This window comes from Serinicoccus sp. CNJ-927 (assembly GCF_001942435.1).
Lineage (GTDB): Bacteria > Actinomycetota > Actinomycetes > Actinomycetales > Dermatophilaceae > Ornithinicoccus > Ornithinicoccus marinus.
On record NZ_MKKF01000012.1, the window covers coordinates 31,404 to 46,400 of the forward strand.

The window sequence follows — 14,997 nt, forward strand, 5'->3', positions numbered from 1 at the left end:
GTGCGAAGACGCAGCTCAGCGCCCCCTTTTTAGGGTGGCCCCCGCGTGACACAGTCCTGCCATGGATGTCTCGATCCGCCCCTACGCCCCAGACGACCGTGACGCCGTCCTGTCCCTCGCGGCACGGCTCACCACGGGGACGGCGCCGTGGCGGGACCCGGTCGCGGTGCGGCGCACGGTCACCGCCTGGGTGGCCGAGGCGCTCGACGTCGTCGACCCGGAGACCGGGCCGGTCTGGGTGGCGCTCGACGGGGACGCGGTCGTCGGCGTCGTGCACGCCGGCACGCGGGTGCACTGGTCGGGCGAGGTCGACGCCTACGTCGGCGAGCTGGTGGTGGCGCCGACGCACGAGCGCACCGGGACGGGACGCCGGCTCATGGCCCGGGCCGAGGCCTGGGCGCGCGAGCAGGGGCATACCCGGCTGACGCTGGAGACCGGGGCCGCCAACACCGCAGCGCAGTCGTTCTACGCGGCGCTCGGCTACGTCACCGAGGAGGTCGTGCTCACCCGCGACCTCGGCGGGTGAGCACCCGTGACGACCCGTGGCCGGGCGGTGTCGATGCCTCAGGATGTCGCCGGCGGATCGTCCACCGGCGTGATCTGCGGGCGCTTCGGCACGCGGTCGTCGCCCGAGCTCTCGCCGCGGATGCGCCGCCGGATCCAGGGCCGCAGGTGCGCCGAGACCCACTCCCGGTCGGCCTGCAGCGACTCGATCCGGCCGACGGCCGCGGCCTGCTCCAAGGGCGTGGTCCATCCCTCGTCCTGCTCCAGGCCGAGGGTCCACAGCACCTGAGCGGCGATCCGGGTATGCCCCTCGCTGCTGAAGTGGATGCGGTCCGGACCCCACATCCGGGCGTCGTGCAGGGCGCGCAGGGTGTAGACGTCGACGACGAAGGACCCGGTGCGCTGGCCGACCGCCCACAGGTTGGCGGTGTACTCCGCCATCCGCGGGTGGACCCGATTGATAAGCGGCGCCCACGAGACGTCCGGTGCGGTGACGAGCAGGACGTCGGCACCCGTCTCCCGGATGCGCAGCGTCGCCTGCTCCAGCCGCTCCATGACGGCGGGCAGCGAGACCCGAGGCCGCAGCACGTCGTTGCCGCCGGCGGAGAGGCTGACCAGGTCCGGACTCAGCGCCAGGGCGGGCTCGAGCTGCTCGCCGATGACCGCGTCGATGAGCCGGCCACGGATCGCGAGGTTGGCGTAGCCGAAGGGCCGGTCGAGGTCGGCGTTGCGGGCGGCGAGCGCCGCCGCGACACGGTCGGCCCAGCCGACGTGGTCGTCCGGGCGGTCGGGGTGGGCGTCGACCAGGCCCTCGGTGAAGGAGTCCCCCAGGGCCACGAATCGCTCCCAGATCCGCGGTTGCGGGGAGTCAGGGCGTGTGGGCATACCGGCAGGATAAGAACTGACGCTGCGTCAGGCGGAAGCCGGACCCGGCGTGCCGACCTCCCCCGCGGCATGGTGCCGGGACGCACGACGCCCGGCAGACCCTCGCGGGCCGACCGGGCGTCGTGGATGGTGCGTGGAGCCTCAGCTCAGGAGACGCGCTCCTTGAGCTTGGAGCCGGCCTTGAAGGCGGGGGCCTTGCTCGCGGCGATCTGGATCTCGGCGCCGGTCTGCGGGTTGCGGCCGGTGCGGGCGGAACGCTCGCGGACCTCGAAGGTGCCGAAGCCGGGGAAGGAGACCTTCTCACCCTTGGCGAGCTCGGCCGAGATGGCCTCGAGCACGGAGCTGACGATCTTGTCGGCAGCGGCCTGGGTCATGCCCGCCTCGCGGGCGACGGCCTCGACGATAACCTTCTTGCTCATGCTGACAGCCTTTCGATAGAGCCAATGAGTCGGCCACACCGTAGGCAGACACCAGCGCGTTTTGCCAACTCCGAAGCCCGGCGCGTCGCGGAATTCTGGCTCTCGACGGTGTGTCGGGGGCCCCTCCGAACGTCAGCATGACCGTGGTGGCACGACGCTCGTCCATCGCCCGGTAGCCCTCGGCGGCCTCCTCCAGCGGCAGGGGTAGGTCGACGACCTTGCCCGGGTCGATCGTGCGTCCCAGGTGAGCTAACCGGGCGGGCAGGGACGTGCCCGGGTCGCCGTCCACGGTATGCCCGGGCGCCAGGGCCGTGGGAGGGACTGCTGGTGCCCCCCGGCCCGGCAATAGGCTGGGCCGGGTGAGCAGCGTGCGCCGGGTGCCGGCGATCCCGCCGGCCGGAGCGCACGGCGGGGACGGGCCTGCGGTCGCCCGGGCGCTGGGCCTGGACCCGGCCGACCTGCTCGACCTCAGCCAGACGATGAACCCGCTGGCCCCGCCCGTGGAGCCGCTGGTCGGGCGGCACCTGGGCGCGCTCCGGGCCTACCCGGACGACCGCGCTGCGGCCCGCGAGCTGGCCCGGGCGCTGGGCGTGGACTCCGAGGCGCTGCTGCTGACCAACGGCGGCAGCGAGGCGATCTCGCTCGTGGCGGCCGAGCTGGGCGGCGGGGTCCGCGAGGAGCCCGACTTCGGCCTGCACCCGCGCCACCCGGACGGCCCGCGCTGGCGCTCGGACCCGCACAGCCCGAGCGGCCGGCTCGCCGCGTCGCACGAGCAGGCCGACGTCTGGGACGAGGCGTTCTACGCCCTGGCCACCGGGCGCTGGACCGCAGGCCGGCCCGGTGTGACGGTCGGCTCGCTGACCAAGACCTTCGCCTGCCCCGGCCTGCGGCTGGGCTACGTCATCGCCGACCCCGGTCTCGTGGAGCGGCTGCGTCGTCGGCAGCCGCGCTGGTCGGTGAGCTCGCTGGCCCTGGCCGTGCTGCCCGACCTGCTCGCCTCCGCCGACCTGCCGGGGTGGGCGGCCGGCATACGCGAGCTCCGGGCCGCGCTCGTCGCACTGCTGCACGATCACGGCCTCACCGTCGACGACACCGACGCGCCCTGGGTGCTGGTGCACCAGCAAGGGCTGCGCGAGACCCTCGCACCGCACGGGGTGCTGGTGCGCGACTGCGCCTCCTTCGGTATGCCCGGCGTCGCCCGGGTCGCCGTCCCCGACGCGGCGGGGCTCACGCGGCTGGGGTCGGCGCTGCGGGTCAGTCGCGACCGCTGACCTCCTGCAGCAGCCAGGTGTTGCCGTCCGGGTCCTCGAGATTGGCGTAGCTGCCGTCGTCGATCCGCTCGGGGTGGACCCCGCTCTCGCCGAAGTGGAAGGGGTCGCCGACCTCGACCCCCCTCTCGCGGAGATCTGCGACGGCGGCCTCGACGTCGACGACGACCAGGTGCATGCCCGAGAGCGCCCCCGGCTCGGCCTCGGTCGGCATACCCCGTCCGAAGACGATCGAGCAGGACGAGCCGGGCGGGGTGAACTGGACGACGCGGAACTGCTCGCCGCCCCTCGCGTGGAAGGCGTACTCCTCCTCGCCGCGATGGTGCACGTAGCGGTACTCCCCGCCGGTCCTGGCGTCCCACCGGTCGATGGTCATCGTCAGGTCGCGCGGGCCCAGCCAGCGGACGACGAGGTCGGGGTCGGTATGCGCCCGCACCAGCTGCTCGGGCGTGGCGTCGAAGACGCGCTGGATCCGGACGCCGGGCACGTCGGGGTCGGCGCTGATCTCGGTGGGGCTTGATCCGGCTCACCAGGCCGCAGGCCCCGAGCACCTTGAGGTGCTTGGACACCGCCTGCAGGCTGATGTCGTAGGGCGCGGACAGCTCGGTGACGGTGGCGTCCCCGTCGGCGAGCCGCGCCACGAGGTCGCGCCGCGCGGATCCGCCGCGGCGCTACACTGGCGCTCGTCGTGCAGACGAAGTCCGGTGCGAACCCGGCACTGTCCCGCAACGGTGGAGTCCTTCCCGAAGGACCGAGTCCGGTCGAGCTGCCCGACGATCCGAAGCCACACGCCCCGCGAGGACCCAGGGCCGGTTCGGACGGCGGAGGAACCCTTCGGTCGCTCGAGCACTCCCTCCTCGACCGACAGGAGACACCGTATGCACCTCCGCCAGCCCCTCCCGCTCGTCGGCGCCCTGGCGCTCGGCCTCACCCTCGCCGCCTGCGGCGGCGGCAGCACCGACTCCGACGCCGGCGACACCGCCTCCGAGCAGGAGAGCGCCTCGGACCAGGCGGGCGACGACGCCGACATGACCTCCGAGGGCGAGATGGCCGGCTCCGGGGACTTCCCGGTCACCGTCGACACCCCCGCCGGTGAGGTGACCCTGGAGGAGCAGCCGCAGCGCATCGTCTCGCTGTCGCCGTCGGCCACCGAGATCCTCTTCGCGATCGGCGCCGGCGACCAGGTCGTCGCGGCCGACTCCTTCTCCACCTACCCGGAGGAGGCACCGACCACCGACCTGTCGGGCTACGAGCCCAACGTCGAGGCCATCGCCGGCTACGAGCCCGACCTCGTCGTCATCTCCGGCGACACCGGCGACCTCACCGCCTCGCTCGGCGAGCTCGACATCCCCGTCATCGACAACCCCGCGCCCACGACGATCGAGGCCGGCTGGGACGGCATGGCCGCCCTCGGCCTGGCCACCGGCCACGTCGACGAGACCGCCGACACCATCGCCGACCTGCGCCAGCAGGTGGACGACGCCTTCGCGGGCTTCGACGGGGCGGAAGGGCTGCGGGTCTACCACGAGCTCGACGACACCTACTTCTCCGCGAGCAGCAACAGCTTCATCGGCGATGTCTACAGCCAGTTCGGCGCGGTCAACATCGCCGACGAGGCCGACGCCGACGGCACCGGCTACCCGCAGCTCACCGAGGAGGCCATCATCGAGGCCGACCCGCAGCTCATCGTCATCACCGACCAGGTGTCCTACACCGCCGAGGACGTCGCGCAGCGCCCCGGCTGGTCCGAGATCAGCGCGGTGCAGAACGACAACATCGTCACCGTCGACGCCGACATCGCCTCCCGCTGGGGCCCGCGCCTGCCGCAGCTGGTCACCACCCTCGCCGACGCCATGAGCGAGGTCACGGTCCCGGCGGGCCGCTGACCGGCGACACCTGGGCACGGGCATACCCGATGAGCACCCGCACGCACGCGCCGACCGACGCGCTGGACGAGGCGGCCGACCGCGCGTTCCGGCTGTCGGTGCCGGCGCTGGTCGGGTGCACCGCCCTGCTCGTGCTCACGGTGCTCGCCTCGGTCACCCAGGGCGCGGCCGGGTTGCCGGTCGAGGGTGTCGTCCGGGCGCTCGTGGGTGCCCTCCCCGGTGTGGAGCTGGCGCAGACGCTCACCTCGACGCAGGAGGCGGTGCTCTGGCAGATCCGGCTGCCGCGCACGATGCTGGCCGCGCTCGTCGGCGCGAGCCTGGCGATGGCGGGAGCCGGCTACCAGGGCGTCTTCCGCAACCCGCTGGCCGACCCCTACCTGCTCGGCGTGTCCGCCGGGGCCGGGCTGGGAGCGGTGCTCGCCCTCGGCTTCGGGCTCGACCTGTCGTGGGGGCCGATCGCGGCGCTGCCGATGGCAGCCTTCCTCGGCGCGCTGCTCGCGGTGACCGGTTCGGTCCTGGTGGCGCGCGGCTCGTTCCGCGACCCGGCGACGCTGCTGCTCGCCGGCGTCGCGATGGCGGCGCTCTTCTCCGCGACGCAGACGTATGCCCTCACCCGGCTCGACGAGACCCGCTCCCGCGAGGTGCTCTCCTGGCTCTTCGGCCGGCTCGCGACGAGCGGGTGGGGGCCGGTCACGCTGCTCCTGCCCTACGTGCTGCTCGCCGGAGCGGTGCTGTGGCTGCACGCGCGGCACCTCGACGTGCTGCGGCTCGGCGACGACGAGGCGAGGTCGCTCGGGCTGAAGCCGTCGCGGTCCCGGCTGGTGGTCGTCGGCGCGGCGACGCTCATCACCGCGGCCGCGGTCTCGGTGAGCGGGCTCATCGCCTTCGTCGGGCTGGTGACGCCGCACCTGGTGCGGCTGCTCGTCGGGCACTCCTACCGCCTCATCGTGCCGCTGTCGGCGATCCTCGGCGGGGCCTTCCTGGCGACCGTGGACATCGGGGCGCGCACCCTCGTGGCCCCCGCCGAGCTGCCGGTCGGGGTCATCACGGCCTTCGTCGGGGCGCCCTTCTTCTGCGTGGTCCTGTGGCGACGGAAGGCGGGGATGTGACCAGCGAGACCGTCGGCGACGGCGAGGTCCGTCCGCTCACCCCCGCCCACGCGGTCCGCACCCGCGAGGTGCGGGTCGCCTTCGACGGCGCCGAGGTGGTCGGCGGGGTCGACCTGGACCTGCGGGCCGGCGAGTGGCTCGGCCTCATCGGGCCCAACGGCTCGGGCAAGTCGACCCTGCTGCGGGCGCTGGCGGGGCTGGTCGCGCGCACCGGGTCCGTCGAGCTCGGCGACGGCAGCGAACCCGGGCCCACCGACCTCTCGCTCATGCCGCAGTCCCCCGAGCTGCCGCCCGGGATGAGCGTGGTGGAGTACGTCCTGCTCGGGCGCACCGCGCACCTGGGCTGGCTGGCGCTGGAGTCGCGGCGGGACCGCCGCATCGCGACCGACGTGCTGCGCCGCCTGGGCCTGGCCTCCTTCGGCCGGCGTGAGGTCCGCAACCTCTCCGGCGGCGAAGCGCAGCGCGTCGTCATCGCCCGCGCCCTCGTGCAGCAGAGCCCGGTGCTGCTGCTGGACGAGCCGACGAGCGCGCTCGACGTCGGTCACCAGGTCGAGGTCCTCGAGCTGGTCGACGAGATTCGGCGCAGCGACGGGCTCACCGTGGTCGCGGCGATGCACGACCTCGGGATGGCTGCGCGCTATGCCGACCGCCTGATGCTCCTGGAGCGCGGCACCCCGGTGGCGCTCGGGACCCCCGAGGAGGTCCTCGACGAGGGCCTGCTCAGCCGCGTCTACGCCCATCCGGTCCGGGTCCACCACGTCGACGGCCACCTGGTGGTGCTCCCGGAGGCGCGCAGCGGGCATACCCCGGCGGCGGAGCCGATCTCCCTGCCGGACCGGGCCACCCCGCCCCCTCGCCGTCCTGGACCGAGCACCGTAGGCGACGGGCCTCGGGGGCCGATGTCCGGACGTCCCCGCCAGCGGGGCGCCATCGAGGAGGTCTCGTGACCGAGCACGACGCACCACGCACGAAGCGGCCCTACGACCGGCGCGAGCTGCGCTCCGCACCCTCGCTCGTGCTCGTCAACACCGGCCACGGCAAGGGCAAGTCGACCGCGGCCTTCGGCACGCTGCTGCGCAGCCGGGGGCGTGACTGGCCCACCGCGTGCGTGCAGTTCCTCAAGTCCGGGAAGTGGCGGACCGGCGAGGAGGCGATGCTGCGCCAGCTCGGGGTGGAGTGGTTCAGCGCCGGCGACGGCTTCTCCTGGGACAGCACCGACCTCGACGAGAGCCGGGCCAAGGCGGTCGCGGCGTGGGAGTTCAGCGCCGGGCTGATCGCGGCGGGCGAGCACCGGATGGTGATGCTCGACGAGATCTCCTACCCGATGAACTGGGGCTGGATCGAGACCGACGCCGTCGTCGCGGCGCTGCGCGACCGGCCGGCGGACGTCAGCGTCTTCCTCACCGGGCGGGAGATGCCGCAGCCGGTGATCGACGTCGCCGACACGGTCACCGAGATGGTGCCGGTCAAGCACGCCTTCGAGCAGGGCATCCGGGCGCGGCGCGGGATCGACTACTAGGTGGGCGCGCTGCTCGTCGCGGGGGCGACCAGCGGTGCCGGCAAGTCCACGGTCACCGCAGCGCTGTGCCGGGCGCTGGCGCGGCGCGGGGTCGACGTCGCGCCGTTCAAGGCGCAGAACATGTCCAACCACGCGGCCGTCACCCCGGACGGCGGCGAGATCGGGCGGGCGCAGGCCATGCAGGCGCTCGCCGCGCGCGTGGCGACCGACCGGCGGATGGGACCGGTGCTCCTCAAGCCGTCGGGTGGCCGCTCGCACGTCGTCGTCCTGGGCGAGAAGGTCGCGGTGGACGACGCGGTCGGCTACGGCGACCGGGCGCGGGCGCTGCGGCCGGTCGTGCTCGACGCGCTGACCTCGCTGCGTCGCGAGCACGAGCTCGTGGTGTGCGAGGGCGCCGGGGGTGCCGCGGAGCCGAACCTCCTGGACCGCGACGTCGTCAACCTCCCGCTCGCCGCAGCGGCCGGTATGCCCGCGCTCCTGGTCGTCGACATCGACCGGGGCGGGGCCTTCGCCGCGGCCTACGGCACCTGGGCGCTGCTGCCGGACCGGCTGCGGGCGTGCCTGCGCGGAGTCGTCCTCAACGGGATGCGGGGCGACGTCTCGCTGCTCGGGCCGGCGGTCCGCGACCTCGAGGCGCGCACGGGCATACCGGTGCTGGGGGTGCTGCCGCACCTGGGCGAGCACCTCATGCTCGGCGTGGAGGACTCGCTGGACCTGCGGGCCCCGGGGCGGCCCGGGCTCGGGATGGGCGCGGGCGAGAAGCCGGATCGCCCGGTGCGGATCGGCGTGGTGGCGCTGCCCCACCTGGCGAACCCCTCCGACCTCGACCCGCTCGTGCTGGAGCCGTCGGTCGAGCTGCGCTGGGTGACACGGCCGGGCGAGCTGCACGACCTGGACCTCGTCGTGATGCCCGGCACGCGAGCGACCGTGGCCGACCTGCGCTGGCTGCGGGGGCGGGGGCTGGCCGGCGCGGTCATGCGGGCGGCGGCGGATCCGGCGGGGCCGCACGTCCTGGGGATCTGCGGTGGCTACCAGATGCTCGGGATGGAGATCGAGGACAACGGGGTGGAGGACAGCGGGTCGGAGGACGGGGGGCTCGCGGGCGCCGCGGCCGGGGGCGACGCGACCGGGAGGGTGACCGTTCCGGGGCTGGACCTTCTCCCGGTGTCGACCCGCTTCGCCCGGCCCAAGGTCGTGCGGTTGGCGACCGGACAGACCGCCGGTCCCCCGGGGCTGCCGGTCACGGGCTACCAGATCCACCTCGGTCGGGTGCGCCGGCACGGCGACGGCGAACCGTGGCTCACGCTGCTCGCTCCTGACCCGGACGACGAACAGCGCGGCGGGCAGGCAGCGCGCGGCGAACCCGAGGGGTGCGTGAGCCCGGACCGCCGCGTGCGGGGCACGACGGTCCACGGGATCCTGGACGCGGACGACCTCCGGCACGCCCTCCTCGGGGCGGTCGCGGCGGTGCACGGGCGCGACTTCCGGCCCTCCCCCGTCCCCTACGCCGCCGCCCTCGACGCGCACCTCGACCACCTGGCGGACTGGGTCGAGGAGCACCTCGACGTGGCCGCGGTCCGCGCGCTGGCGTATACCGCGACCTCGCCCGACGAGGCGCCCGGATGGTGAGCGTCGAGCTCGAGCGCGCCGAGGGTGCGCTGGTCTGGAGGGTGCCCCGCGGCTGGTGGGGGCTCAGCTCGGCAGCAGTCGGTGGCGGGCTCGTCCGGCCGTGCTGGGTGCTCAACCTCGGCGTCGGGGACGACTTCACCCGCACCGACCTCGACCGGTATGCCTCCTCCCGCGCGGACGGTCTCGGCGTCTCCGGCCCGGGGACGGCACTGCTCACCGCGGCCGACGTGTCGCAGGTCGTGGCGACCGAGGTGGACGGCGTACGGGTCTGGGCGACGGTCGGCGTCACCAAGCCGACATGGGCGGTGCCGCCGGAGCGGGCTGGTCACGACGGTGTGTCCGATCGGGAGGGCTACGTGCCCGGCACCATCAACATCGTGGTGGTCGTGACGGTGCCGCTGTCGGCCTCGGCGCTGGTGCAGGCAGTGGGTACGACCACGGAGGCCAAGGCGCAGGCCCTCGTGAGGGCGGGCGTGCCCGGCACCGGCACCGCCAGCGACGCGGTGGTCGTGCTCAGCCCGGAGCCACCGGGCGACGAGGGGCATGCTGGGACCGTCGTCTTCGCCGGGGTCCGCTCGGAGTGGGGCGGGCGGATCGCCACTGTGGTCCACGGCGCGGTCCGCGACGGACTGGCCGCCCACCCGTGGGAGCCCGAGGCGTCGGGTGGGGCAGGTGTGGTCTGGTGAGTCTCGCCCACCCGCGGCCGACCTCGGTCCGGCACGTCCTCGCCCGGCGCGCACTCGGCGTCGCCACCGGGCTGCTGCTGGACCGCGCCCTCGGCGAGCCGCCGGACGCCTGGCACCCGGTCGCGTGGTTCGGGACGGTGATGGGCCGTCTCGAGCAGGCCCTGTACGCCGACCGCCGCGACGCAGGCGCGGCCTACGCCGCGGCGGGTGCGGGCCTGGGTGCCGGGGCCGGGCTCGTGCTGGGCGGGGCCGGTGTCCCGGGCCTCGCGCTCGCGGTGGGGGTCGCGAGCGCCGGGCGCATGCTGCGGCATACCTCGCGAGACATCGAGCAGCTCCTGCGCGCCGGCGACCTGACCGCCGCCCGCGAGCGCCTGCCCTGGCTGGTGGGGCGCGACCCGAGCGGCTCGACGGGTCCGGCGTGGCGGCGGCAGTGGTCGAGTCGCTCGCCGAGAACACCGTGGACGCCGTCATCGCCCCGGCCTTCTGGGGTCTCGTCGCGGGAGCACCGGGCGTGCTCGTCCACCGCGCGGTCAACACCATGGATGCGATGGTCGGCCACCGCAGCCCCCGGTATGCCCGCTTCGGCACCGTCGCCGCGCGCGCCGACGACGTCCTGGCCTGGGCGCCGGCACGGCTCTTCGCCGGCCTCGTCGCCCTGGACGCCGCCTGTGCACGCTTGCTTGGGCAGAGCGGCGGATATGTCCTCCGCTCCGGTCCAGGAAGCGTGCACAGGTCCGGACAGGGGGCGGGAACCGTGCACAGGTCCGAGGAGTGGGTCGACGAGGAGGGCGCGGGCCCGGGTCCGCGGCCGACCGGGATCGAGGTGCTCCAGATCGTCCGCCGGGACGCACCGGCCCACCCCTCCCCCAACGCCGGCGTCGCGGAGAGCGTCGTCGCGGGGGCGCTGGGCGTCGAGCTCGGCGGCCCGCTGGAGTATGCCGGCCGCCGCGAGGAGCGGCCCCGGCTCGGCTCAGGCCCACGGCCCGGTCCGGCCGACATCGCCCGGGCACGGCAGCTGGTGGGTCGGGTCGAACTCGCCGTCGTCGCCGGGTGCCTCGGTGCAGCGGCCCTCGTGGGACGTCGCCGGCACCCGAGGGGCGCAGGGTCGGCGCTACCGGCTCGGCGGTCGCTCACCCGGACGCCATCGAGTCACCGATGACGCCGCGCCGACAGGCGTGGGACGCTGGGGTGGCACCCCCCGCCACCGCGCCGACCCGCCGAGGAGCACCCGCATGAGCCTGACCCTGCTCACCGGGGGCGCGCGCAGCGGCAAGTCCGCCCTCGCCGTCCGCCGGGCACGGCACGGCGACGACCCGGTGGTCTTCGTCGCCACCGGCCAGCCGCGGGACGCGGAGATGGCCGACCGGATAGCCCGCCACCGTGCCGAGCGCCCGACGGGCTGGAGCACCGTCGAGGCGCCCGTCGAGCTGGTCGACGCCTGCGCGGCGCTCGACCCCGGCGCCTGCGTCGTCGTCGACTGCCTGGCCCTGTGGGTCTCCAACCTCCTGGAGCACGGCGACGACGAGGCGACCACCCTCGGTCGGGCACGCTCGCTGGCAGGGTGGGCCTCGGCATACCGCGGGCGCGTGATCGTCGTCACCAACGAGGTCGGCCTGGGGATCGTCCCCCTGCACCCGGTGTCGAGGGACTACCGTGACCGTCTGGGCCGGGTCAACGCCGTCCTGGCCGCGGAGGCCGACCTCGCGCAGCTCGTCGTCGCCGGCCGTACCCTCACCCTCGACCCTCCGGAGGACTGACCAGCATGAGCGAGACCGGGCAGAGCGCCGACCGCGCCCTGATCGACCGCACGATCGCTGCCATCGGCGGCCCGGACCACGAGAGCTCGGCCGCGGTCGCCCGCGCCTTCGACGGCAAGGTCAAGCCGCGGCAGAGCCTCGGGCGCCTGGAAGGGCTCGCCGCGCGCGTCGCCGGCATCCAGCGCACCACCACGCCCCGGGTCGACTCCCCGGTCGTCCTGGTGTGCGCCGCCGACCACGGGATCGCGCGCGAGGGCGTCAGCGCCTACCCGCAGGAGGTCACCGCGCAGATGCTGACGACCTTCGTCAGCGGTCGAGCGGCCGTGTCGATCCTCGCGCACCAGGCCGACGCGCAGCTCGTCGTCGCCGACCTCGGGGTGGTCGAGCCACCGCAGCTGCACCCCACGCACACGTATGCCCCGGTGCTGGACCGGCGGGTGCGCGCCGGGACCGACAACAGCGCCGAGGGCTGGGCCATGACCCGTGCCGAGGCCGAGCAGGCGGTCGCGGTGGGGATCCGCCTGGCCGAGGAGCTCATCGAGGACGGCGCCGACCTCATCGCGCTGGGCGAGATGGGCATCGGCAGCACGACGACCGCCAGCATCCTCACCTCGGCGATCCTCGACCGCGACCCGGCACGCGTCGTGGGTGCCGGGACCGGGCTCGAGGGAGAGGCGCTGGCGCACAAGGTCGAGACGGTCGACGCCGTGCTCGCGCGGCACGACGACGTCGAGCAGCCGTGGGACGTGCTGGCCGCGATGGGCGGCTTGGAGATCGCCGCGCTGGCGGGAGTGGCGCTGGGGTGCGCCGCGCACCGCGTGCCGGCGCTGCTGGACGGGTTCATCAGCACCGCGGGGGCGCTGGTCGCCTGGCGTCTGTGCCCGTCCGCCGCCGACGCGATGATCGCCGCGCACCGCTCGACCGAGCCCGGCCACTCCATGCAGCTGGAGGAGATGGGGCTCACCCCGCTGCTCGACCTGCAGATGCGGCTCGGCGAGGCCAGCGGGGCGGCCCTCGCGATCCCGCTCATCCGCTCCAGCCTGGCGCTGCTGCAGGACATGGGCGAGCTGGCCGATCTGAGCAGCGGGCCTGCGGGCGCGGGCGGCGGCGGTGCGTCGGCCGACGGTGCCTGAGCACCGATGATCGCCGCGCTGCGGGACGCGACGAGCTTCCTGACCCGGGTGCCGCTGCCCGCGCGCGAGCGGTTCGACCTGGCCCGGGCGGCCTGGGCGTTCCCGATCGTGGGGGCTGGTGTCGGGGCGGTCGTGGGTGCGCTCGCCTGGGGCGCCGGCCTGCTGGTGCCGCCCCTCGTGGCCGCGACCCTCGCCGTGCTGGCCGAGGTCCTGCTCACCGGTGCCCTGCACCTGGACGGGCTGGCCGACTGCGCGGACGGGTGCGGCGGGCGCGACCGGGAGAGCCGGCTGCGGATCATGAAGGACCACGCCGTCGGGGTCTACGGCACGGCCGCAGTGGTGCTGGCGCTCGTGCTGCAGATCGCGGCCGTCCAAGCGCTGCTGGGGTCGCTCGAGTGGTGGGGCGTCGTCGCGGTGCTCGCCTCGGTCGGCGCGCTGTCGCGCTCGGGCATGCTCACCGTGGCGCTGCGGCTGCGTCGGGGCGGCCCGAGGGGATGGCGGGGCCGCTCGTGCGGGGGTTGCGGACCGGCCCGGTGGTCGTGGCAGGCGGCCTGGCGGGGCTGTCGACGCTCGCGCTCTGGCCGATCGGGCTCTGGGTGGGGGTATGCGTGCTGCTCGCCGCCCTCGTCGTGCCGCTGCTCGTCGAGGTGTGGGCGGAGCGGACGCTCGGCGGCGTGACCGGCGACGTGCTGGGGGCCACCGCGGTGCTCACCCAGCTCGCTGCCCTGCTCGGCGCCCTGACGCTGCCCGGTCTCTGAGCCACCGCTCACTGTCTCTCACCTCTGCCTCGATGCACGGTGCGCCCCGACCGACTCTCCGGTCCCGCCTCCCGAGGGCAGAGCCGGCTGCCCCTTATCCCGAGGGCAGAGCCGGCTGCCCCCCGGGCCCTCGGTGGGTAGGTTGGCCCACGTGAGTGAGTCAGGACGCCCGGAGTCAGGAGACCAGCCGGAGCCGGAGCAGCGATCCCATCATGCCGACCCCTCCGACACGCCGGCCGACCCGGTGCAGTTCGGCCAGCACCCGGCACCGCTGCGCACGCTGGTCCACCTCAGCGACACCCACCTGCTCGCCGACGGGGCGCTGCAGTTCGGCGCGATCGACACCACCACCCGGCTGTGCACCGCCCTCGAGCGGCTCACCCGGCTCGACCCGGCGCCCGAGGCGATCGTCGTCACCGGTGACCTGGCCGACCAGGGCGAGCCAGGGGCATACCGGCAGCTGCGCGACCTCCTCGACCCGCTCGCCGCGGACCTCGGAGCCCAGATCGTGTGGGTGATGGGCAACCACGACGAGCGACCGGCCTACGCCGCGGGCCTCTTCGACCGCGAGGCGACCACGGACGAGCCGCAGGACGCGGTGCACGATATCGGCGGGCTGCGGGTGATCTCGCTGGACACGACGGTGCCCGGCTACCACCACGGCGAGCTGCGGAAGGCCCAGCTCCGGTGGCTCGCGGAGGTCCTGTCGACACCTGCCGAGCACGGCACCATCCTCGCGCTGCACCACCCGCCGATCCCCGTCCCGCTGGTCCCGGCGGCGGCGATCATCGAGCTGCTGGACCAGGACCGGCTGGCCGCGGTGCTCGCCGGCACGGATGTCGTCAGCATCCTCGGCGGGCACTTCCACTTCTCCTCCCACTCGACGTTCGCGGGGATCCCGGTGAGCGTGGCCGCGGCGACCTGCTATCTCGAGGACCCTGCGCCGGACGCGCGCTTCACCTCGGCGGTCGACGCGCACCAGTCGGTCAACGTCGTCCACGTGTATGCCGACCGCGTCGTCCACTCGATCGTCCCGGTCGCTGCGGGCCCAGAGGTCGCGGGGCACCCCGCGGCGGCAGCCGCGCAGCTCGCGCAGATGAGCCCGGAGGAACGGCGCGAGCTGGTGTCGCGCAAGAAATCCCCGCTCAACAGCGGGTAGCGGGTCGGGTTGCTGTGACGGCCTACCGTCGAATGCCTGCCCCGGCGCCATTTCCCCGGTCAGTAGCCCGGCCCGTCTCCCACCTGACCGTGGAATGCCTGCCCCGGCGCGACTTTCCCGGTCGGCCGGAGGGCTCCCGTCGGGGTGACCGTCGAAAGGTTGCCCGGGCAGAACTTTCCCGGTCGGCCGGAGGCTCCCGTCGGGGGTGACCGTCGAAAGGTTGCCCCGGCAGAACTTTCCCGGTCGGCCGGAGGCCTCCCGTCGGGGGTGACCGTCGAAAGGTTG

General features: G+C 74.6%; 14 protein-coding genes and 4 pseudogenes. 13 read left to right on the plus strand and 5 right to left on the minus strand.

From position 1 onward, the window contains the following. Positions 1-61 precede the first annotated feature (61 nt). Entirely contained in the window at positions 62-526 is a 465-nt protein-coding gene (locus tag BJF86_RS06100) for a GNAT family N-acetyltransferase (protein WP_075817461.1), read from the plus strand. Between the two features lie 38 nt (positions 527-564). On the opposite strand, the gene BJF86_RS06105 is transcribed toward BJF86_RS06100, so the two are convergent. The 3 genes and pseudogenes from BJF86_RS06105 to BJF86_RS18750 all read right to left on the minus strand — a co-directional run. After that, the gene (locus BJF86_RS06105; RefSeq protein ID WP_075817463.1) at positions 565-1,389 is read right to left on the minus strand and encodes an SGNH/GDSL hydrolase family protein; all 825 of its coding nucleotides are present in this window, start codon (positions 1,387-1,389) and stop codon (positions 565-567) included. Positions 1,390-1,535: 146 nt separating this feature from the next. Next, on the minus strand, positions 1,536-1,808 hold the full coding sequence (locus tag BJF86_RS06110; protein WP_022923642.1) for an HU family DNA-binding protein: 273 nt from the start codon (positions 1,806-1,808) through the stop codon (positions 1,536-1,538). Between the two features lie 130 nt (positions 1,809-1,938). Beyond that, a pseudogene (locus tag BJF86_RS18750) lies at positions 1,939-2,046 on the minus strand (IMP dehydrogenase); the annotation flags it as partial. Between the two features lie 121 nt (positions 2,047-2,167). On the opposite strand from BJF86_RS18750, the gene BJF86_RS06115 reads away from it, so the two are divergent. After that, positions 2,168-3,079, plus strand: a complete 912-nt coding sequence (locus BJF86_RS06115; RefSeq protein ID WP_075817465.1) for an aminotransferase class I/II-fold pyridoxal phosphate-dependent enzyme — start codon at positions 2,168-2,170, stop codon at positions 3,077-3,079. On the opposite strand, the gene BJF86_RS06120 is transcribed toward BJF86_RS06115, so the two are convergent. Together BJF86_RS06120 and BJF86_RS19515 are read right to left on the minus strand one after the other, a co-directional pair. Beyond that, complete coding sequence (locus tag BJF86_RS06120; RefSeq protein WP_075817466.1) at positions 3,063-3,563, minus strand: SRPBCC domain-containing protein; 501 nt, start codon at positions 3,561-3,563, stop codon at positions 3,063-3,065. The two genes, BJF86_RS06115 and BJF86_RS06120, sit on opposite strands and share 17 nt — an antisense overlap. Before the next feature lie 97 nt (positions 3,564-3,660). Further along, positions 3,661-3,717, minus strand: a pseudogene (locus tag BJF86_RS19515) (hypothetical protein); the annotation flags it as partial. 237 nt (positions 3,718-3,954) lie between these two features. On the opposite strand from BJF86_RS19515, the gene BJF86_RS06130 reads away from it, so the two are divergent. The 11 genes and pseudogenes from BJF86_RS06130 (at position 3,955) to BJF86_RS06185 (ending at position 14,712) form a co-directional block, all read left to right on the plus strand. Further along, on the plus strand, positions 3,955-4,962 hold the full coding sequence (locus BJF86_RS06130) for an ABC transporter substrate-binding protein (RefSeq protein WP_075817468.1): 1,008 nt from the start codon (positions 3,955-3,957) through the stop codon (positions 4,960-4,962). Positions 4,963-4,991: 29 nt separating this feature from the next. Further along, complete coding sequence (locus BJF86_RS06135; protein ID WP_075817470.1) at positions 4,992-6,071, plus strand: FecCD family ABC transporter permease; 1,080 nt, start codon at positions 4,992-4,994, stop codon at positions 6,069-6,071. Next, positions 6,068-7,018: an ABC transporter ATP-binding protein gene (locus BJF86_RS06140; protein WP_083652761.1), complete on the plus strand. Its 951-nt coding sequence runs from the start codon at positions 6,068-6,070 to the stop codon at positions 7,016-7,018. The genes BJF86_RS06135 and BJF86_RS06140 overlap by 4 nt, the downstream gene beginning before the upstream one ends. After that, positions 7,015-7,590 carry a cob(I)yrinic acid a,c-diamide adenosyltransferase gene (gene cobO / locus BJF86_RS06145; protein WP_075817472.1) on the plus strand — a complete coding sequence of 192 codons (576 nt, stop codon included), beginning with the start codon at positions 7,015-7,017 and terminating at the stop codon, positions 7,588-7,590. Before BJF86_RS06140 ends, cobO begins: the two co-directional genes overlap by 4 nt. Beyond that, positions 7,591-9,219 (plus strand): cobyric acid synthase, encoded by a 1,629-nt coding sequence (locus tag BJF86_RS06150; RefSeq protein ID WP_075817474.1) that lies wholly within the window; start codon positions 7,591-7,593, stop codon positions 9,217-9,219. Next, a complete protein-coding gene (locus BJF86_RS06155; RefSeq protein WP_237768106.1) occupies positions 9,216-9,905 on the plus strand; it encodes an adenosylcobinamide amidohydrolase in 690 nt (229 codons plus the stop codon). The genes BJF86_RS06150 and BJF86_RS06155 overlap by 4 nt, the downstream gene beginning before the upstream one ends. Continuing rightward, positions 9,902-11,064 (plus strand): annotated as a pseudogene (locus tag BJF86_RS18755) (CobD/CbiB family cobalamin biosynthesis protein). The gene BJF86_RS06155 and the pseudogene BJF86_RS18755 overlap by 4 nt, the downstream one beginning before the upstream one ends. A gap of 73 nt (positions 11,065-11,137) precedes the next feature. Further along, positions 11,138-11,662 (plus strand): bifunctional adenosylcobinamide kinase/adenosylcobinamide-phosphate guanylyltransferase, encoded by a 525-nt coding sequence (gene cobU, locus BJF86_RS17405; protein ID WP_022923631.1) that lies wholly within the window; start codon positions 11,138-11,140, stop codon positions 11,660-11,662. Positions 11,663-11,667: 5 nt separating this feature from the next. Beyond that, positions 11,668-12,795: a nicotinate-nucleotide--dimethylbenzimidazole phosphoribosyltransferase gene (cobT, locus tag BJF86_RS06175; protein WP_075817480.1), complete on the plus strand. Its 1,128-nt coding sequence runs from the start codon at positions 11,668-11,670 to the stop codon at positions 12,793-12,795. 6 nt (positions 12,796-12,801) lie between these two features. Beyond that, positions 12,802-13,553, plus strand: a pseudogene (gene cobS, locus BJF86_RS06180) (adenosylcobinamide-GDP ribazoletransferase). Positions 13,554-13,704: 151 nt separating this feature from the next. After that, the gene (locus BJF86_RS06185) at positions 13,705-14,712 is read left to right on the plus strand and encodes a phosphodiesterase (protein ID WP_321166156.1); all 1,008 of its coding nucleotides are present in this window, start codon (positions 13,705-13,707) and stop codon (positions 14,710-14,712) included. The last annotated feature ends 285 nt before the right edge of the window (positions 14,713-14,997 follow it).

Coding starts and splice junctions, on each gene's coding strand:
- BJF86_RS06100 (WP_075817461.1), top strand. CDS start 62: ATGGATGTCTCGATCCGCCCCTACGCCCCAGACGACCGTGACGCCGTC.
- BJF86_RS06105 (WP_075817463.1), bottom strand. CDS start 1,389: ATGCCCACACGCCCTGACTCCCCGCAACCGCGGATCTGGGAGCGATTC.
- cobT (WP_075817480.1), top strand. CDS start 11,668: ATGAGCGAGACCGGGCAGAGCGCCGACCGCGCCCTGATCGACCGCACG.
- BJF86_RS06110 (WP_022923642.1), bottom strand. CDS start 1,808: ATGAGCAAGAAGGTTATCGTCGAGGCCGTCGCCCGCGAGGCGGGCATG.
- BJF86_RS06130 (WP_075817468.1), top strand. CDS start 3,955: ATGCACCTCCGCCAGCCCCTCCCGCTCGTCGGCGCCCTGGCGCTCGGC.
- BJF86_RS06135 (WP_075817470.1), top strand. CDS start 4,992: ATGAGCACCCGCACGCACGCGCCGACCGACGCGCTGGACGAGGCGGCC.
- cobU (WP_022923631.1), top strand. CDS start 11,138: ATGAGCCTGACCCTGCTCACCGGGGGCGCGCGCAGCGGCAAGTCCGCC.